This window comes from Streptomyces lydicamycinicus (assembly GCF_000829715.2).
Taxonomy (GTDB): Bacteria; Actinomycetota; Actinomycetes; order Streptomycetales; family Streptomycetaceae; genus Streptomyces; species Streptomyces lydicamycinicus.
The window spans coordinates 480,310-498,925 of sequence record NZ_BBNO01000002.1 but is presented as its reverse complement, the minus strand read 5'-3'; the positions used below and the strand labels follow the sequence as shown (position 1 = coordinate 498,925).

At 71.1% G+C, this 18,616-nt stretch carries 19 protein-coding genes; 11 read left to right on the top strand and 8 right to left on the bottom strand.

From position 1 onward, the window contains the following. Window positions 1–82 precede the first annotated feature (82 nt). Window positions 83–928: a helix-turn-helix transcriptional regulator gene (locus TU31_RS07605; protein ID WP_042150937.1), complete on the top strand. Its 846-nt coding sequence runs from the start codon at window positions 83–85 to the stop codon at window positions 926–928. A gap of 80 nt (window positions 929–1,008) precedes the next feature. Here TU31_RS07605 and TU31_RS07600 read toward each other — a convergent pair whose 3' ends face one another. Continuing rightward, window positions 1,009–1,974, bottom strand: a complete 966-nt coding sequence (locus tag TU31_RS07600) for an NADP-dependent oxidoreductase (RefSeq protein ID WP_042150935.1) — start codon at window positions 1,972–1,974, stop codon at window positions 1,009–1,011. Window positions 1,975–2,117: 143 nt separating this feature from the next. Between TU31_RS07600 and TU31_RS07595 the strand changes: the two genes are divergently transcribed. The 5 genes from TU31_RS07595 (at window position 2,118) to TU31_RS07580 (ending at window position 7,404) form a co-directional block, all read left to right on the top strand. Continuing rightward, the gene (locus tag TU31_RS07595) at window positions 2,118–3,092 is read left to right on the top strand and encodes a GlxA family transcriptional regulator (protein ID WP_042150933.1); all 975 of its coding nucleotides are present in this window, start codon (window positions 2,118–2,120) and stop codon (window positions 3,090–3,092) included. 82 nt (window positions 3,093–3,174) lie between these two features. After that, window positions 3,175–3,297 carry a MerR family transcriptional regulator gene (locus TU31_RS37895; RefSeq protein WP_370682708.1) on the top strand — a complete coding sequence of 41 codons (123 nt, stop codon included), beginning with the start codon at window positions 3,175–3,177 and terminating at the stop codon, window positions 3,295–3,297. A 176-nt stretch (window positions 3,298–3,473) separates the two neighbouring features. Beyond that, entirely contained in the window at window positions 3,474–4,922 is a 1,449-nt protein-coding gene (locus tag TU31_RS07590; RefSeq protein WP_078885606.1) for a serine hydrolase domain-containing protein, read from the top strand. 92 nt (window positions 4,923–5,014) lie between these two features. Beyond that, window positions 5,015–6,160, top strand: coding sequence for a pyridoxal-phosphate-dependent aminotransferase family protein (locus TU31_RS07585; RefSeq protein ID WP_042150931.1), 1,146 nt, complete (start codon window positions 5,015–5,017; stop codon window positions 6,158–6,160). Between the two features lie 497 nt (window positions 6,161–6,657). After that, the gene (locus tag TU31_RS07580; protein ID WP_042150930.1) at window positions 6,658–7,404 is read left to right on the top strand and encodes a TetR/AcrR family transcriptional regulator; all 747 of its coding nucleotides are present in this window, start codon (window positions 6,658–6,660) and stop codon (window positions 7,402–7,404) included. A gap of 33 nt (window positions 7,405–7,437) precedes the next feature. On the opposite strand, the gene TU31_RS07575 is transcribed toward TU31_RS07580, so the two are convergent. Then, window positions 7,438–7,890 carry a GNAT family N-acetyltransferase gene (locus tag TU31_RS07575; protein WP_042150928.1) on the bottom strand — a complete coding sequence of 151 codons (453 nt, stop codon included), beginning with the start codon at window positions 7,888–7,890 and terminating at the stop codon, window positions 7,438–7,440. 95 nt (window positions 7,891–7,985) lie between these two features. Beyond that, window positions 7,986–8,513 carry a MarR family winged helix-turn-helix transcriptional regulator gene (locus TU31_RS07570; RefSeq protein ID WP_042150926.1) on the bottom strand — a complete coding sequence of 176 codons (528 nt, stop codon included), beginning with the start codon at window positions 8,511–8,513 and terminating at the stop codon, window positions 7,986–7,988. A gap of 131 nt (window positions 8,514–8,644) precedes the next feature. Between TU31_RS07570 and TU31_RS07565 the strand changes: the two genes are divergently transcribed. After that, window positions 8,645–9,865: an MFS transporter gene (locus tag TU31_RS07565; RefSeq protein ID WP_042150924.1), complete on the top strand. Its 1,221-nt coding sequence runs from the start codon at window positions 8,645–8,647 to the stop codon at window positions 9,863–9,865. Between the two features lie 99 nt (window positions 9,866–9,964). Next, window positions 9,965–10,414 carry a GlcG/HbpS family heme-binding protein gene (locus TU31_RS07560; protein WP_042150922.1) on the top strand — a complete coding sequence of 150 codons (450 nt, stop codon included), beginning with the start codon at window positions 9,965–9,967 and terminating at the stop codon, window positions 10,412–10,414. A 24-nt stretch (window positions 10,415–10,438) separates the two neighbouring features. Here TU31_RS07560 and TU31_RS07555 read toward each other — a convergent pair whose 3' ends face one another. Then, the gene (locus tag TU31_RS07555) at window positions 10,439–10,996 is read right to left on the bottom strand and encodes a hypothetical protein (protein ID WP_042150921.1); all 558 of its coding nucleotides are present in this window, start codon (window positions 10,994–10,996) and stop codon (window positions 10,439–10,441) included. A 196-nt stretch (window positions 10,997–11,192) separates the two neighbouring features. Here TU31_RS07555 and TU31_RS07550 point away from each other — a divergent pair, with 196 nt between their 5' ends. From TU31_RS07550 to TU31_RS07540, 3 genes are all read left to right on the top strand, one after another. Next, complete coding sequence (locus TU31_RS07550; RefSeq protein ID WP_042150919.1) at window positions 11,193–11,828, top strand: HAD family hydrolase; 636 nt, start codon at window positions 11,193–11,195, stop codon at window positions 11,826–11,828. A 448-nt stretch (window positions 11,829–12,276) separates the two neighbouring features. After that, complete coding sequence (locus TU31_RS07545) at window positions 12,277–14,109, top strand: globin domain-containing protein (RefSeq protein WP_042150917.1); 1,833 nt, start codon at window positions 12,277–12,279, stop codon at window positions 14,107–14,109. Between the two features lie 49 nt (window positions 14,110–14,158). After that, window positions 14,159–15,094, top strand: coding sequence for a pyridoxamine 5'-phosphate oxidase family protein (locus TU31_RS07540; RefSeq protein ID WP_042150915.1), 936 nt, complete (start codon window positions 14,159–14,161; stop codon window positions 15,092–15,094). Between the two features lie 47 nt (window positions 15,095–15,141). Here TU31_RS07540 and TU31_RS07535 read toward each other — a convergent pair whose 3' ends face one another. From TU31_RS07535 to TU31_RS07520, 4 genes are all read right to left on the bottom strand, one after another. Next, on the bottom strand, window positions 15,142–15,621 hold the full coding sequence (locus TU31_RS07535; protein ID WP_042150914.1) for an NUDIX domain-containing protein: 480 nt from the start codon (window positions 15,619–15,621) through the stop codon (window positions 15,142–15,144). Between the two features lie 48 nt (window positions 15,622–15,669). Further along, the gene (locus TU31_RS07530) at window positions 15,670–16,566 is read right to left on the bottom strand and encodes a LysR family transcriptional regulator (RefSeq protein ID WP_042150912.1); all 897 of its coding nucleotides are present in this window, start codon (window positions 16,564–16,566) and stop codon (window positions 15,670–15,672) included. A 310-nt stretch (window positions 16,567–16,876) separates the two neighbouring features. After that, window positions 16,877–18,004 carry a cystathionine gamma-lyase gene (locus TU31_RS07525; protein ID WP_042150909.1) on the bottom strand — a complete coding sequence of 376 codons (1,128 nt, stop codon included), beginning with the start codon at window positions 18,002–18,004 and terminating at the stop codon, window positions 16,877–16,879. After that, window positions 18,001–18,573 carry a low molecular weight protein-tyrosine-phosphatase gene (locus TU31_RS07520; protein WP_370682713.1) on the bottom strand — a complete coding sequence of 191 codons (573 nt, stop codon included), beginning with the start codon at window positions 18,571–18,573 and terminating at the stop codon, window positions 18,001–18,003. The genes TU31_RS07525 and TU31_RS07520 overlap by 4 nt, the downstream gene beginning before the upstream one ends. Window positions 18,574–18,616: the final 43 nt, after the last annotated feature.

Below are 18,616 nucleotides of genomic sequence, written 5' to 3'. Positions count from 1 at the left end.
CGGGAAGCCGGTGACCAGGACGCTTCCTGCCTGGGTGCCACACACCCAGGCAGGCCACCGCTCTCCTCCCTAACCTGGGGGGATGTCCGACAACAGCCTGGGAGACTTCCTGCGCGCCCGGCGCTCCGGCCTGCGGCCCGAAGACATCGGTATGGCGAGCTACGGCGTCCGCAGAGTCGCCGGGCTGCGCCGTGAGGAGGTCGCGGTGCTGGCCGGAGTGAACGTCGACTACTACACCCGGCTCGAACAGGGCCGCGAATGCCACCCCTCGCCGCAGGTACTGGACGCCCTCAGCCGGGCCCTCCACCTCGACACCGACGCTCGCGCCCATCTCCACCGGCTGGCCGGTATCGCCCCGAACGACCGCCCGACGCGGCAGCGGAACGTGGTCAGCCCGGCGCTGCGCCAGCTCATGGACGGCTACCCGCACACCCCGGCCTTCGTCGTCAACGGCGCCTTGGACATCCTGGCCGCCAACGCCCTGGCCGACGCGTTGTACTCACCTTTCGACCCGGCGGACAACCTCGCCCGTATGACCTTCCTCGACCCGGCCGCCCGGGACTTCTACACCCGCTGGGACTGGACCGCGCAGGCCACCGTGGCCAACCTTCGTCAGGCGGCCGGGTTCGCTCCCGACGACCCCCGGCTGAACGCGCTCGTCGCCACCCTGACCGAGCAGAGCGCCGCCTTCGCGGCTCTGTGGCAGGCCCATTCCGTGCGCGGCAAGACCCAGGACGCCAAGCTGTTCAACCACCCCGATGTCGGGCCGCTCACCCTCACCTACCAGGCCTTCGACGTCCGCGACGCACCCGGCCAGCAACTCGTCATCTACCACGCCGAACCGGGCAGCCCCGGTGCCGAAGCGCTGTCCCTGCTCGGCGCCCTCAACGCCACCCGACGGCAGACGGCACAAGACCCGCGCCCCTAGGGCGTGTTCGCTGGGTGGGGGCCGCCACGACGGCCCCCACCGGGAGCCCGTTGCCGCAAGAGGGGTCTCGATGCCGGTCGTCAGGGCGTGACCGTGAGGACGATCTTGCCGGTGGTGCGACCGGTCTCGCCCAGGGCGTGGGCCTTCGCGGCCTCCTCCAGCGGGACGACCGTGTCGATGTTGACCTTCAGTTCTCCGGAGGTCACCAGGCCGGCGACGGCTTGCAGGCCGGACCGGTCGGGCTCGACGAGGACGAACACCGCACGTACCCCTGCCTCACGCGCCCGGTCGGCGGGGAAGGCGTCGTCCAGCGGCAGGATCGAGACCAGCGAACCGCCGGGACGCAGGGTGCGCAGTGAGCGGGCGCCGTAGTCGCCGCCGATGGTGTCGAGGACGACGTCGACATCGTCTACCGCGGTCGCGAAGTCCTCTTCCGTGTAGTCGATGAGCTCATCGGCGCCCAGATCACGCAGGAAGTCATGCTTGGCCCGCCGGGCGGTGCCGATCACATACGCGCCGCGGGACTTGGCGATCTGCACCGCGAGATGACCGACGCCGCCCGCCGCGGCGTGGATCAGCACCCGCGCGCCGGGCTGCACGTTCGCGGTGTCGACCAGGGCCTGCCAGGCGGTCAGTGCCGCCAGCGGGAGGGCGGCGCCCCGGACGTGGTCCAGGCCCTCGGGAAGGTGGGCGAACTGGCGCGCCGGAGCGGTGACGTACTCGGCGTAGGCCCCGGCGGGGTGCGGGAAGTGCGGCATGCCGAAGACCTTGTCGCCCGGTTCGTAGAGGGTCACACCGCGGCCGACGGCCTCGACCACACCGGAGACATCGAAGCCCAGGATGAACGGCGGCTCGCTGCCGTTGAGGAACCGGCCGTCGTTCCGCGTCTTCCAGTCGGCCGGGTTGACGCCCGCGGCGTGCACCCGGACCAGGATCTCCGTGGGGCCCGGCACCGGCCGGGCGGTCGTGATCACCTTGAGGACCTCCGGGCCTCCGGCGGTGTCCTGGCTGACGGCCCGCATCTGCGGGGTCCCGGTCTCGGACATGGTGTCTCCTTCTTCTGTGCCAATGGCGGGGGATCGGGTGCACGCGCCGCCTGGCAGCCGCGTTTCCCGAGGTGCCGTCAGCTTTGCGCGGCGGCCGGGAGCCCGGCGGTGTCCTGATGGCCAACGTTTGAAAGAATCGGGTCATGCATCGCGTCGGAGTGCTCGCCCTGGATGGTGTCGTCCCCTTCGAGCTGGGGATTCCCGCGCGGATCTTCGGCGCCGCACGGGACGCCGCCGGTGAGCCGCTCTACTCCGTCGTCACCTGTAGCCCGGACGGGCGTCCGGTGCGCACCGATGCCGACTACGACATCGCGGTCTCCGCGGACGCTTCCGTCCTCGCGCACGTCGACACCGTCGTCATCCCGCCGGCCCACTCGCCGGACACGCTCCGGGAGGACGGCCGGCTGTCCGATGACGTGCGGGCGGCGCTGGAGCACGTCCGGCCCGGCACCCGGATGGTGGCCATCTGCACCGGTGCCTTCGTCCTGGCCGCGGCCGGGCTGCTCGATCACCGCCCGGCCACCACGCACTGGCGGGAGGCCACCCAGCTGCAACGGCTCTTCACGACCGTACGAGTCGACCCCAATGTGCTGTTCGTCGACGACGGCGATGTCCTCACCTCGGCCGGGGCCGCGGCGGGGGTGGATCTGTGTGTGCATATCGTGCGCCGGGACCACGGCAGCGCCGTCGCCAATGAGGTGGCCCGGTTGTGTGTGGTGCCGCCATGGCGTGACGGCGGACAGGCGCAGTTCATCCGGCAGCCCGTGCCGGAGCCCTCGGCGGGCGGCACCGCCGCCACCCGCGCCTGGGCCCTGGAGCGTCTCGGCGAGCCGCTCACCCTGACCGACCTCGCCGGGCACGCCCGGGTCAGCGTGCGCACCCTCACCCGGCGTTTCCGTGACGAGGTCGGTATGAGCCCTGGTCAGTGGCTCGCCGGACAGCGCATCGAGCGCGCCCGGCATCTGCTGGAGACCACGGACTGGTCGATCGACCTCGTTGCCCATCACGCGGGCTTCGGCACCGGGACTTCTCTGCGCCAGCATCTGCACAGTGCGGTGGGGGTGGCACCGCTGGCCTACCGGCGGACGTTCCGCAGCGCCACGGCGCTGACCGCCTGAGGCGCCGCCGCACCGGAGCCCGTGTGCAGCTGCCCTCGGCGTTGACCTTCAGGCCGGTGGAAGCCGCACAGTCGCGTCGTCCATGGACGACACCGAACAGCTGTTGACCATCGGCGTCTTCGCGCACCGGGTGGGCCTCGCGCCGAGTGCCCTGCGGTTCTACGACGACCGCGGGCTGCTCGGCCGGCGCGGGTGGATGCCGTGACGGGGTATCGGCGCTATGGGGAGGGGCAGACGGCGCGGGGGTGAAGCCGTGGCAACTGCGCGCCGGCTGCCGGCGGACGAGCAGACGGAACTGGGTGCGGTGGGCGGGTCGGCAGCGCTCCGGTGATGCGGCGAGGATGGGGCCCGGCCGAGCCGGATCCGCTGTTGAGGAGCACCATGACCATCGCAGAGTCCACGGAGTTTCCCCCTTCCGAGGCCGTCGGCCGGGAGCCGGGCACGGCCGGTGCACCCGATGAGTGCGCGGAGCTGTTGCCGCAGACCCGGCGAGCGTTGCTGCACCGGCTGGCGGTCGGGCAGGCCGAGGGGCGGGCACCGTCGATGACGGGCGCGGTCGTCCGTGGCGGACGAGCGGTGTGGAGCGGGGCCCGGGGCTCGGTGGACGGAGAGGTACCGCACGGTGATGTGCAGTACCGGATCGGTTCGCTCACCAAGACCTTCGTCGCCGTGCTGGTGCTGAGGCTGCGGGACGAGGGGCTGCTGCGGCTGTCGGACCCGGTCGGCGCGCATCTGGCGGACACTCCGGTGCCGGACGCGACGATCGCGCAACTGCTCTCCCACAGTGCGGGGTTGGCGGCCGAGCCGCGGGGGCCGTGGTGGGAGCGGACCTCGGGTGAGCTGCGGCCCGAGCCGGCCGACCTCTTCGACGTGCGCCCGCAGCGGCACCCGGCCGGCCGGCGGCACCACTACTCCAACGTCGGCTACGCACTGCTCGGCGCGCTGGTCGAACGGCTGCGGGGCGGTCTGCCGTGGGGCGAGGTGCTGCGGCGCGAGGTGCTGGAACCGCTGGGCATGAGCCGTACGACGCTGCGGGCCGAGCGGCCATACGCGAGTGGCTGGGCGGTGCACCCGTGGGCCGACGCGCTCCTGCCGGAACCGGCCGCGGACACCGGCTTGATGGGCCCGGCCGGGCAGCTGTGGTCGACGCTCCAGGACCTCTGCCGCTGGGCGGTATTCCTGCTGCGGGGTGACGGGCGGGTGCTCGACGCGGCGAGTCTGGCGGAGCTGCGGACACCGGCCGTGCCGCCGGAGAGCGGTGCGTGGGATGCGGGGTACGGGCTGGGAGCGCAGCTCCTGCGGCGGGATGGACGGATGCTGGTCGGGCATCACGGCTCGATGCCCGGGTTCCTTGCGGCGCTGTGGGCCGATGTCGAGCAGGACGTGGCCGCGGTCGTCCTCACCAACTGCACCTCGGGCCCGGCGGCCGGGGCCGTCGCCACTGACCTCACCGGGATCGTCATCGCGCACGAGCCGCGGATCCCCGAGCCCTGGCGTCCGCTGCCCGGCCCGCTGGATCCGGAGCTGCTGGCGCTGACCGGACCCTGGTACTGGGGCGCGAACCCCCATGCCCTGCGGCTGCGGGCCGAACGCGGGCTGGAGCTCACCCCGTTGTCCGGGGCGGGGCGCGCCTCGCGGTTCCGGGCTGAGAAGGACGGCACCTGGACCGGACTGGACGGCTATTACGCGGGGGAGACGCTGCGGGTGGTGCGGGGCCGGGACGGTGCGGTGTGCCATCTGGACCTCGGCACCTTCGTGTTCACCCGGGAGCCGTACGAGCCGTCGGCGCCGGTGCCCGGCGGGGTGGATCTGGACGGATGGCGGGCCTGAGGCCCGTACGGCGGCGGTCCGGCGCACGGACGTACAGTCGATCCCGATGTCAGGAGCCGCACCGAGTCGGCTCGCTACCGCTGGAAGGCCCTGTGACTGCTGTGTCTGACCCGAGCGCGAACCCCGCCACCCCGGACCTGCTCGACCTGCCTGCGCTGACCGCGGCCCACTTCGCGCGGATCGAGGACAAGGTCGCGGCCCTGATGCGTACCCGCTGCGATGTCGTGGCGATGCAGGGCGAGGCACTGCTGCCGCTGGAGGCATGTATCCGCTCGGCCGTGCGGCCCGGCAGCACCGCGCTCAACATCATCACCGGTCCGTACGGCGAGACCTTCGGCGGCTGGCTGCGCTCCTGTGGCGCCGAGGTGGTCACCCTCACCGCGCCGTTCACGGGGGCGGTCACCCCGCAGCAGGTGGCGGAGGCGTTGCGCGAGCGCCCCGAGATCGACTTCGTGAGCCTGGTGCACGCCGAGGCGGCCACCGGCAACACCAACCCCGTGGCCGAGATCGGCGCGGTGGTGCGGGAGCACGGAGCGCTGCTGATGCTGGACGCGGTCGCCTCGGTGGGCGCCGAGCCGCTGCTCACCGACGAGTGGGGCGTGGACCTCTGCGTGATCGGCGGGCAGAAGGCGATGGCGGGACCTGCCGGGGTGTCGGTGGCATCGGTCAGCGCCCGTGCCTGGGAGCGGATCGCCGCCAACGAGCAGGCTCCGCGGCGCTCGTACCTCTCGCTGCTGGACTGGAAGGAGCGCTGGATCGACGGCGGACGCACCGCGCTTCCGCACGCTCCGGCGCAGCTGGAGATGCTCGCACTGGAGCAGGCGGCGGACCGTCTGGAGGCCGAGGGTCTGGAGGCGGTCCTCACCCGGCACCGGGCGGCGGCCGCGGCGACCAGGGCCGGTGTGCGGGCGCTGGGCGGGCTGGCTCCGTATGTCGTGCGCGACGAGGACGCGGCGCCGGCCGCCACGACGCTCCGCGCCCCCGAGGGAGTGGATGCCCGGGAGATCGTGACCGCCGCGGTCGCGGTGGACGCGACGGTGCCGGTGCAGGCTGCGGCGGGCGCACTGGCCAAGGAGATGATCCGGGTCAACCACTATGGCCGCGCCGCCGACCGGGCGGTGGTCACGGCCTCCCTGGTGGCGCTGGCGGGTGGGCTGCGCGTCCTGGGCGTGTCCGTGGACGCCGAGGGAGCGGCGCAGGCGGCAGGCGCGGCGTGGGACGCGGTGGTCGCCGGCTGAGCCGAGCGAGCGCCTGACCGCGGGCGCGTTGTCGACGTGGGGTCGTGTTTCACGTGAAACACGACCCCACGCGTATGTCGGGACGCGACACCGTTTCACGTGAAACCCCTTGCACGCAGGGGCTGTTGGGGGAGGAGCCGGCGAGCTGTCGTACGCCGCAGAGAGGGGCATGGCGACGGCATTGCGGCCGGCGGCACTCTCGTCCCCGTGAGGAGCCGTCCGGTGGCGCGCCCCGGGCTCCGGGGTCAGGCTGGACGCTGAAGACGTCCATCGCGCCGTCGGTCGCGGGTTTCGGTGCGGCGGAGTCGGTCGGTCGCGCGCCGGCTGCCTGCCGGCGCGCGACGGCTGTCTGTCGGCTGCTGATTCCGGCCGCCGCCGCGACGGCCAAACGGCGCTTAACGATCTTGCTCAGGGCTGCCCCTAGAATCGGAATGAGCGACCCGTTTAAAAACGCGGAGCGCTTGACCCGGTATCAGTCGTCCCCAGGAGGCCCGGCAGTGACGGACGGCGGTGTGACACCCGCCCGCGCGGATGCGCGGCGCAACAGGGCGCTGGTGCTCCAGGCGGCCCGATTCGCCTTCGAGGAACAGGGGTTGGGCGTTCCGCTCGGGGAGATCGCGCGCCGTGCGGGGGTCGGTGCCGGGACCGTCTATCGCCATTTCCCGTCCAAGGAAGCCCTGTTCAGGGCGACGATCGTGGACCGGATCGAGCTGTTCACGGACACCGCAAGGGACTTGGCCGAGGTCATGGATCCCGGTCCGGTCTTCTTTCGCTTCCTGTCCTCGGTGGTACGGCTCGCGTCACGGAACAAGGCGCTGTGTGACGCGCTGGAGGAGGCCGGCGCGGGCCGCTTCGAGCCGTCGCCGGGGGTCGGACAAAATTTCGACGAGGCGCTGGAAGTCCTGCTCAGAAGGGCTCAAGAGGCGGGCGACGTACGGCCGGACGTCGGAATAACGGAGCTCAGGGCGCTGTTGGTCGGCTGTCTTTCGATGGAGCGGGCCGTGCCGGGAGACGGTTCCGGGGGCGCGGCTCCGGGCCGGATGACGGCGCTGATGTGTGATGCCCTGCGGACGGAACGCGCCGTAACGGAACTCGAAGCCGAGCCGGTGAAACGTAACGAAGCACGGTGTGAGGTGTGCGGTGCGACGATCGCGGCGGCGCGCACGGGCCGACCCGCGCGCTACTGCGGTGGTGCCTGCCGGCAGAAGGCACACCGAGCGCGGGAGCGTACGCGCCGGACGTGACCGGACCCGGTCGGGTGGCGGCCGTCCCGTTCCTCAGAGCGGGAGCTTGAAGCCCAGGTGAGAGGCCTCGAACCCGAGGCGCTCGTAGAAGCGGTGCGCGTCGATCCGGGTCGCGTCCGAGGTCAGCTGCACCATGTGGCAGCCGAGCGTGCGGGATTCCGCGACCGCCCATTCGATGAGCTGGGTGCCGAGGCCCCCGCCGCGCTCGTCGCGGTGGATCCGGACGCCCTCGATGATCGAGCGGGTGGCGCCGCGCCGGGACAGGCCGGGAATGACGGTGAGCTGAAGCGTGCCGACCGTCTGCCCCGCGCGGACCGCGACGACCAGGTGCTGCTGCGGGTCGGCGGCCAGCGTTTCGAACGCGGCACGGTACGGAGTCAGGTCGTCCGGTGACTCGCGGGTGGCGCCCAGGGGGTCGTCGGCGAGCATCGCGACGATGGCGGGAAGATCGGATTCGGTCGCGCGGCGTATCTCGATATCGCTCATGGGCGCGACCTTATGCCCGTGCGATCACAGAGGCGCCGGGGAGGCGTCCCTGGCGTCCGTACCGCACACGCGGCGTCCCTCATGCGCCCGTCGTGTCACTCCGGCGGCGCGAGTGTCTCGACGGCGGTGACCAGCGGGGCCAACTCGGGGCGCTGGGCGGCGTCCTTGAGGGCTTCGCGCAGTGCGCCGTTGTGGGTGGGCCGGGCCTCCACCAGGAGCGCGAGGCCGTCGGGCGTCACGTTGGTGTAGATGCCGCGCCGGTCGTCGGGGCACAGATAGCGCGAGAGCAGGCCGCGCTCCTCGAGCCGGGTGACCAGGCGGGTCGTGGCGCTCTGGCTGAGGACGACGGAGTCCGCTACCTGGTGCATCCGCAGATGACCACCCGGCCCGTCGTGTTGCTCGCTGAGCACATTGAGGACCGAGAACTCCCGGACGCTGAGGTCGTGTGCCGCCTGAAGCGCGCGTTCGATGTGCGACTCGATACGGCCGTGCAGTGCGGACAGGGCGCACCAGCCCTGCGCCAGCCCGGGGGCATCCGCCGGGGGGCAGTCGGTCGCGGCCGCTGCCGGCTGCGGGACCGCCGTCTCCTGTGTGTCCCGCTTTTCCCGTGTCCGCTGCGTCATCCAAGACCTCCTCATGGGCGCACGACCAGGATAGGCCACCTCCGAAATATACGGCGCTTGCAATTAACCCGCGTCTGCAATTATTGTGAACGCTCGTAAGGGACGGACGCAATGATCTGAAGGGATCCGTCATGCCACTCGCACTCCTGGCTCTCGCCATCGGTGCCTTCGGGATCGGAACGACAGAGTTCGCGGTCATGGGCCTGCTGCCCGACATGGCGGCCGGCTTCGGGGTCTCCATCCCCCTCGCCGGATACGCGACCACCCTCTATGCCCTCGGCGTGGTCGTAGGGGCGCCGCTGATGACCGCTCTCGGCACGCGCTTCACCCGCAAGCAGATGTTGATGCTGCTGATGGGCCTGTTCATCGTGGGCAATCTGCTCACGGGCATCGCGCCGAACTTCGGGATCATGCTGGCCGGGCGGATCGTGGCCGCGTTCACGCATGGCGCGTTCTTCGGCATCGGCGCGCTGGTGGCCGCCGATCTCGTCGCGCCCCAGAAGCGGGCCACCGCCCTCTCGCTCATGTTCAGCGGTCTGACCGTCGCCAACGTCGTGGGCGTACCGGCCGGCACCATGCTCAGCCAGCATTTCGACTGGCGCACCACCTTCTACGCCATCACCGCGCTCGGCGTGATCGGCCTGCTGGGGATCGTGAAGCTGGTCCCCGCGCAGCGGGCGAAGGCGGCCTCTCCCATAGGCAGCGAACTCGCGGTGTTCCGCAACCCGCAGGTCGGCCTGGCGATGCTGATGACGATCCTGGGCTTCGGCGGCGTCTTCGCGGCCATCACCTACCTCGCCTCGATGATGACCGAGGTCACCGGCTTCGCACCGTCCTCCGTGATCTGGCTGACGGCCATCTTCGGCCTCGGCATGGTCGGCGGAAACCTGGTCTCCGGCCGCTTCACCGACCGCGCCATGATGCCGATGCTCTATGTGTCGCTGACCGGTCTGGCGCTCTCACTGGCCGCCTTCACCTTCACCGCGCACGACAAGATCGCCGCCACCGTCACCCTCGCGCTGATCGGCATCTTCGGCTTCGCCACCGTGCCGCCGCTACAGAAGAGGGTGATGGACCAGGCGGCCTCGGCGCCCACCCTTGCCTCGGCCGGCAATATCGCGGCCTTCAACTTCGGCAATGCACTGGCCGCTTGGCTCGGCGGGATCGTCATCTCCGCAGGCCTGGGCTACACCGCGCCCAACTGGGTCGGTGCGCTGATGACCGTCGCGGCGCTCGGGGTGGCGATATTCGCCTCCGCCCTGGAGCGGCGTCAGGCGGGCCGCGGTCGGATGGTCGCCGCCGGCGGACCCACCGGGATCGCCGACGAGCCCGTACCGGCCGCACACGGCTGAGGGCTACGTCCGTACCGCACCACCCCGAAGCACCCGCACCACCGGCGCTCCGCGCTCCACCGGCGCGGCCGTCGTCACCACACCCCAAGGACCACGCTCATGAGCACCCCAACCGCCACCCCCACCACCACACCTACCGTCCGCCCCCTCACCACCCGCGAGGCCGACGCCCTGGTCGAGGCCGCCGTCCGCGCCGCCGAGGGACTCGGTGTGCGGGGCAGCGTCACCGTTCTCGATGCGGGGGGCCGGCTGCTCGGCTTCCGGCGGGACGACACGGCCGTGCTGATCTCCGGCGAAACCAGCACCCGCAAGGCGTACACCGCCCTCCAGTTGGACGCGCCGACCGCCGACCTCGTCGACCTCGTACGCCCCGACGGCCTCTTCCACACCCTGCCCACGGCGCTGGACCGGCCGCTGCTCTTCGTCGCGGGCGGTGTGCCGCTCCACCGGGACGGCCGGCTGATCGGCGCACTCGGCTTCGGCGGCGGCGCCCCCGAACAGGACCACCGGATCGTCACCGCAGCGATAGCGGAGACCGACCTCGCCTGAGCCTGACCCCGGCCCCGCCCGTCGCTAGCGGACGCCCGCGCCCTCGATGCCGTTCCTTCGTGCCCGGCCGGCGCGGGCCTCGGCCGTCAGTGCCTGGCGCAGCCGGCTGCCGCGTGCGGTCGGCCCCCAGGGCTTGAGGACGGAGATCGTGGTGATGAAGAGATAGGTGGCCGTGGCGACCGACGGCGCGACGACGAGGCTGATGTCGGCGACCGGCGTGCCCGCGGCGGCCTCGGCGGCGAGGCGGTTGATGCCGGGCCGGAGCGAGAAGACCGACAGCAACACGGTGATGAGCGTCAGCCAGAACTTCACGACGACCCAGCGGTGCCGGGCCAGCCCCCAGGCGGTGCCCAGGGACAGCACCAGCCCGCTGACCAGCGAGGCAAAGGCGAGCGGGAGCACCAGCCAGTCACCGAAGATCTTCATCGCACGGTAGGCGACCGTCGCCATCTCGGGGGAGCCGGTGGTGTAGCCGGTGATGCCGAGCGTGAGCAGCCCGAGGGTGAGACCGAGCCAGCTGACGGATACGGCGAGGTGAAGGACGAGGACGGCCCGCCGGGCGGGGCGGTTGAGCTGCTGCATACCGACACGGTCTCGCCCCGCGCGGCGCGGTACATCTGCCGGCGGGAGTATCCGCGGGTACGCGGCCTTGAGTACGTACCCGCTCACACCGCAGAGGGGCCTCGCTTCGTCGGATTTGGGGCCGTACGAACCCAGTTGCACCCATACCCCCTCCCGCCCACGCCTCCCGCCGCCGGGCGCCCTAGGCTCCGGGGCCATGAGCAAGCTGCATCTGTTCGACATGGACGGGACCCTGCTCCACGGGTCCGCGGCCGCGGTCGAGATCTCCCGGCAGCTCGGGCTGGACCGGGAGATCGGCGAGCTGGAGCGCGGATTTGCGGCGGGGCTGTTGACGCCCGTGCAGTTCGCACAGCGGGCGTGTGAGCTATGGGCCGCCGAGCTGACCGAACGTGAGGTGGCCGCGGCCTTCGACGGTGCGCCGTGGCTGACCGGTATCCGGGAGGTCTGGGCGGATATCCGGGCACGCGGCGAACGGTGCGCGGTGATTTCCCTGTCCCCGGCCTTCTTTGTCGAACGGCTGCTGGCCTGGGGCGCCGACGAGGCGCACGGTTCCCGCTGGCCGGTGGTGCCGATCCGGCAGGCGGTGGAGCCGGCCGGCATCCTCACCTCGGCGGCGAAGGTACGTATCGCAGATGAACTCTGCGTGCGGTACGGGCTGACCCGCGCCGACTGCGTGGCGTACGGCGACTCCCTGTCGGACACCGAACTGTTCGCGGCCGTTCCGCGGTCCGTGGCCGTGAATGCGGATCACCATGTCAGTGACCTGGCCTCATATGCGTATGCGGGCCGTGATCTGCGCGAGGCATACGCACTGGTGCGTACTGGCCAGTAATTCCGTACTTTCCACGGAGGATTCGTCCGCTGTGTGCGCTGAAATTGCAGTCTGTGGGGAGGATCACTGTTATCGGAAGGGTCGCGGACAGTGTTCCAAGATCAGGACTTGTGGTTTCAACTACTGCCGGTATGGTCGAGTCCGGCTTGGCGGAGTGAGGGCTTCCGCGGGTACGCGAAGGGCGGGCAAAGCTCGTCAGCCTAGCGGCGAAGCGGCCCGTGACACCCGCACTTCCGACTATTTGTCCATCGTCGTGAGCAGGGTGTCATGCTGCTGACGCGGCGTCTGCTCCACAATGTCGCAGGGAAGTGAGATTTGTCCGCTTTGGAGGATGTTGCCGGAATCGCTTGAGTCGATGAAGAATTCCGGGGCAGGCGGGGGAATTCCGGGCAGTTCCGATCCACGGAAGTGCGAAGACGACTGAAAGACGTTCGAGGCGAGGCAGACCATGGACGCTCCGACCACTACGTCGGCCGATAACGGCTCTTCCGATGGGAGCAGTGGCGATTGGGGTTGGTTCACTCCGCCGGCAAAGAAGTCCTCCGGAGAACAGCAGGAGCGGCAAAACAGCCAGGACCGGCAACAAGGCCAGGACGGCTGGGCCGAACCGGACGACCGGAGTGCGCACCCCGACCGCGGTGACTACAGAGACCACGACGCGAGAGACGAGCCGAACGACCGGGAGCAGATACCCAGTCGGCCGGTCAATCCGATCCGGCCGGTAGGCACCGCCGCCGAGCGGGTGCGCGAAGCGGAGCCGTCGCAGGTCCCGCCCGCACGGCACCCGGGCGGAGCGCCCACCGCACCCGCCTCCACCGAACGGCCCGCGGCCGCCTCCGGGTACGCCGCCCCGGCCTCCGCACCGCCGCGCCGCGACGCCGAGCCCTCCTGGGACCGTCAGCCGGCCCGGGGAGGTCAGCCGACCTGGGAGCGCGCATCCGTCCGCGGCCAGGAGCCCGAGCCCGTACACCAGTCGGCGCGCGCCACGGGAGCGCCCATGGGGAGCGCCGCCCCGGCGCCGCCCGCCCAGAGCGCGGGCCCCGCGCCCTCCGCTTTCACCCCCAGGGCCCGCCCCGCGGCTCCCGCACCGGAGCCCTCCCTAGAGGCCGTGACCGCCTCGGTGTCCTCCGCGGAGCCCGCCTCTCCCGACGCGGTTCTCATCCGTCGCACGATGGCGGAAATCGAGCCCGTGGCCGACAAGGTCACCTCGTACTTCTACGCGCTGCTCTTCGTCCAGTACCCCGATCTGCGGGCGCTGTTCCCCGCCTCGATGGACACCCAGCGCGACCGTCTCTTCAAGGCACTGCTCACCGCGGCCCAGCACGTCGACGACGCCGATGTGCTCACCGCGTACCTCGCGAACCTCGGCCGCGGGCACCGCAAATACGGCACCCAGCCGGACCACTACCCGGCGGTCGGCGAATGCCTGCTCAGCTCGCTCGCGCGCTATGCGACATCCAGTTGGGGGCCGGAGACCCAGGCCGCCTGGGTGCGTGCCTACACGGCGATCTCGCAGATCATGATCGACGCGGCCGCCGAGGACGAGGCAGTGGCCCCCGCCTGGTGGCAGGCCGAGGTCGTCTCGCATGAGCTGCGTACGCCGGATATCGCGGTGGTCACGGTCCGTCCCGACCAGCCCTACCCGTTCCTCGCCGGGCAGTACACCAGCGTGGAAACCCCCTGGTGGCCGCGGATCTGGCGGCACTACTCCTTCGCCTCCGCACCCCGCTCCGACGGTCTGCTCTCCTTCCATGTCAAGGCGGTCCCGGCCGGCTGGGTCTCCAACGCCATGGTCCATCGCGCCCGCCCCGGCGATGTCATCCGGCTCGGGGCTCCCGGCGGCTCGATGACCATCGACCACACCACGCGCAGCGGTCTGCTGTGCGTCGGCGGCGGCACCGGTATCGCACCCATCAAGGCCCTGGTCGAGGATGTCGCGGAACACGGTGTCCGGCGCCCCGTCGAGGTCTTCTACGGCGCCCGCAGCGACCAGGACCTCTACGACCTCGACACCATGCTGCGGCTGGAACAGACCCACCCCTGGCTCTCCGTCCGTCCGGTCGTCGCCACCGGACCGGCGCCGCGGGGCGGGACGAGCAGCGAAACCGGGCAACTTCCGGACGCAGTACGGCAATACGGTCCATACCGGGAATACGACGCCTATCTTTCCGGGCCGCCAGGGTTGATCCGCAGTGGTGTGGACGCTTTGGTGGGGGTGGGCATCCCGACCGACCGCATACGGCACGACTCCATCGAAGAGCTGGTCTCAGCAGGAGATTGAAGTCTTGGCAGTGCAGGGCGAAGACGGTCCAACAGGGGAGGGGTGGGGTATGCCGAGGCAGGAGCGCCCCGGGAGCGACGGCGAGCACTTGGTGCAGCAGCGGCTCGGCACGACCGAGCGTGCCGACCGCTTCTACGGGGATCAGGTCCTGGACCATCTCAATGTCCGGATGCGGGAGTTCGTGGCCCGGCAGGAGATGTTCTTCCTGGCCACGGCCGACCGGCACGGGGACTGCGATTCGACCTTCCGGGCCGGCCCGCCGGGCTTCGTCCGGGTGCTCGACGACCGGACGCTGGCGTATCCGGAATACCGTGGCAACGGTGTCATGGCGTCCATCGGCAATATCTCGGAGAACCCGCGCCTGGGCATCCTGATGATCGACTTCACCCGGGACCGCATCGGCCTGCACATCAACGGCCGCGCGCGGGTCGTCATGGACGAGGAGATGCGGGCACACCACCCCGATCTGCCGGTCGACCCGGTGCCCGGGCGGCGCGCCCAGCTGTGGGTCACGGTCGAGGTCGAAGAGGCATACATCCACTGCGCCAAGCACATTCCGCATCTCCAGAAGGTCCCGGCGCAGCAGCGCGGGGCGCGGGCGTGGGGCACCGACGACAGCAAGCGCAAGGGCGGCGACTTCTTCGGCGCGGCGGCGGAGGCGAGTGAGCGTCCGCCGTTCCGGCGCGCGGCGCGCACGAACGAGCATCTACGGGGCGGACTGCACGAGGACACGGACGAGGCGGCCTACCAGGGCGCGGCTGCGGTGTACGGCGGCGATCCCGCGCACGTCGGCCTGCCCCACGCTCCACGGTCCGAGCCCGGATATGGCGCCGGGACAGAGGTATCCGGCCGGCGGGATTTCGTGGAGGAGTTGAACGCGGAGTTCCTCGACCGCGTCGAGCGGGTGCTCGCCCGCGCCCAGCCCCGCCGTCCCGCGGAGGACGAGGCCGGATTCCGCGGATGGTTCGACCGGCGCGACGGCTGACCCGGCGCCTGAGGCAGCGGCCGTCGTGGTGCTGACTCGGCGGCCGCTCAGCCCAGGTCGGGGGCGTGCATGGCCCGTACGCCCTCGATGTTGCCGTCCAGGTAGTGCCGCAGCGACAGCGGTACGACCTCGACGGAGGCGATACCGACGCGGGTGAAGGGCACCCGCACGATTTCGTAGTCCCCGCAGGGTTCCTCGACCTCGGGGCCGTGCCGGCGTGCGAGGTCCATCGAGTCGAGCCGGCAGACGAAGAAGTGCTGGACCTTGACGCCGTCCACCCCGCCGTCGCTGAAGTGCTCGACGGTGTCCACGAAGACCGGCACCACGTCCTTGATCTTCGCGCCCAGCTCTTCGTCCAGTTCACGGTGGAGGGCATCGATGACGGTGGCGTCCTCGGGCTCGACGCCGCCGCCGGGAGTGATCCAGTACGGGGCGCGGCCCGGCTTGGTGCGCTTGATCAGAACGAGGTCCGCGCCGTCGAGCAGGATCGCGCGGGCGGTGCGTTTGACGACTGGCCGTTCGTTCATAGGGGACAGATGCCGCAGTCACGGCCTGGTGAAACCCTCGCCCCTCGGTCACCAGTCGACAGCGGTGCGCAGCAGCCATTCCTGCGCCCGCGCGATATGCGGCAGGCCGAGCGTCCCGGTCCGTACGGCCAGGAAGTAGGTCCGCAGCGGGGGCACCGGCGGATCCAGCAGGGTGATGACGTCGCCGCCCGCGAGCGCGTCGGCGCACAGATAGCGGGGCAGGACGGCGAGCCCCGCACCGGCCGCGACGCAGGACAGCACCGCCCGCAGATCGCCGGCGATCACGGCCGCGGAGGCCGTGGGCTTCGTGTCGAAGACCGTGGACCAGTAGCGGGCGATCAGCGGCAGACTCTCGTGCACCTCGACGATCGGTATGGGGTCCAACAGGCGGACGCCACCGGCCTCCAGTACCGCGGGGCCGCCCAGCTGATCCGCCCAGTGCGGCGCGGCGATCAGCACATGCTCCTCGTCGCACAGCGGGGTGGCGGTGAGCAGCCCGTCGCGCGGCCGGGTCGTGGTGACGGTCAGATCGTGGTGACCGTCCGCCAGACCGCTCAGCATCTCCTTCGCGGGCCCGAAGGAGGTGCGGATGGACAGGCCCTGGGATATCAGCGGGGCCAGCGCCGGGAGAGCGCGCTCGGCGAGGAATTCCGGGGGGCCGGAGAGGTGGAGGGTGCGGGTGACGGAGTCCCTGTCCAGGCCCGCCTCGGTGATCTCGGTGAGCGCGTCCAGGTGCGGCGCCACCTTGTGGGCGAGTTCGTCGCCGATGGTGGTCGGGGTGACACCGCGGGCGTACCGGAGGAAGAGCGGGCGGCCCAACTGGCGTTCCAGCGCCCGGATCTGGCTGGTCACCGCGGGCTGGGAGAGGCCGAGTAATGCCGCGGCGCGGGTGAAGGAGCCGGCTCGGTGCACCGTGACAAAGGTGCGCAGCAGAGCCAGATCCATTGTGTACCTCCTGCGCCCCTCGGAAGCCTGGTCGCGGGCCAACTATAAATTTGTCGATAGGGATGTGTCGCTAGCGTGATTGGACACTGACGCTCGGTCAACTAGCCTTGTTCGAGCGGTTGGTTTCACGTGGAACATCTGGTTTCACGTGAAACGCGTGGACTCGGGGCCATGTGGAACCGCAGGCCGGCAGGGTGACGAGGGGGGATACCCTGCCGGCCTTCCTTGCGTCTTCAGGCGTACCGGACGTAGCGGTGCGCCCCGCTTGTTCGACTCCTGTCGATGATGCGGTTCATCCCGGTCTGTCGGGTCAGCTCTGTGCGGCCAGGTCCAGTGCCCGGAGGACATCCGCGACCAGATCCTCGGGCTCCTCGACGCCGACCGAGAAGCGGATGAAGCCCTCCGGCACCGCGTCTCCGCCCCAACGGGCCCGCCGCTCCGCGCTGGACCGTACGCCCCCGAAACTGGTCGCATCGTCGACCAGGGTCAGCGCGTCCAGGAACCGCTCTGCGAAGGACTTGTCCGGCAGCACGAAGGACACCACGGAGCCGAAGCGGCCCGCGCGCATCTGCTGGGTGGCGAGCTCATGGGACGGATCGGACGGCAGACCAGGATGGCGCAGGCCGGCGACCTCCGGGCGGTCGGCCAGGGCCGTGGCCAGCGCCAGTGCACCGGCCGACTGCTGGCGGACGCGCAGCGCGAGGGTGGCGAGTGAGCGATGCGCGAGCCAGCTCTCCATGGGGCCGGGGATCGCGCCCACGGTCTTGCGCCACAGCCGTACGGAATCGGCGAGCGCGGCATCACGGGTGCTGGCGTACCCCAGCAGGACATCGCCATGGCCGGTCAGCGCCTTGGTGCCGCTGGCCACCGAGAAGTCCGCGCCCAGGTCGAGGGGGCGCTGGCCGAGCGGGGTGGCGAGGGTGTTGTCGACGGCGACCAGCGCGCCCCGGCGGTGCGCCGCGTCGGCCAGCCGCCGGATGTCGCAGACATCGAGGCCGGGGTTGGAGGGTGTCTCGATCCACAGCAGCCGGGCGCCGTCCAGCGCATCGAGCTGGGCGTCGTGTGCGGTCGGCGCGGTACGGACCTCGATGCCATAGCTCTCCAGGCGGGTGCGCACGGCAGGCAGCAGCTGATAGCCGTCGCTGGGGAGCACCACCGCGTCACCGGAGCGCAGGTGGGAGAAGAGCACCGCGCTGATCGCCGCCATCCCGGAAGCGAAGGCGACGGTATGGGCGCTCTCGTCCGGCGATTCGAGTGCGCTGATGGCCTCTTCCAGACGGGTCCACGTCGGGTTGGCATCGCGGCCGTAGGTGTAGGGGCCGACGGCGTCGCCGGGGAGGTGGTAGTGGGCCGCGAAGACCGGCCCGGGGAGGGCCGGCTCATAGGCCGCGGGCCCCGGGAGCCCGGCTCGTACGGCGCGGGTGCCGTCGCCCGTCATGCGCTCTCCTTCTCCTGCGGCTGCTGTGGTTCCTGGGCAGCGCGCCGGTGGTCGTGGTCGGGGACGCGGGCCGTGACGACGGTACGGGCCGGGAGCGTGGCGCGGACCGCGGCCAGCAGGCCTTCGCTCGCCGTCTCGACCATCTCCAGGCACTCCTCGAAGCCCTCGAAACCGCCGTAGTACGGATCGGGGACGTCGAGATCGTCGGAGAGGTCGGAGGCGGGCGCCGGGCCCGAGGCGCCGCCCGCCATCGGGCCCGTCGCCGCGCCCGTCCCGTACGCACGCAGCAGCTGGACCTTGGCGGCGTCCTGTGCGGTAGGGGCCAGCCGACGCAGCTCGCGCAGATGGCCGGAGTCGAGCGCGATGACCAGGTCGAGGCGGTCGAACCAGGAGGCTTGGAACTGCCGGGCGGTGTGAGCGTGTTCATAGCCGCCCGCGCGCAGTACGGCGACCGTGCGCGGGTCGGCTCCATCGCCCTCGTGCCAACCGCCGGTCCCCGCGCTGTCGACCTCGACCAGGCCGTCGAGCCCGGCCTCCGTGAGGCGGGCACGGAAGACGGACTCCGCCATCGGCGACCGGCAGATGTTGCCGGTGCAGACGAAGCAGATGCGG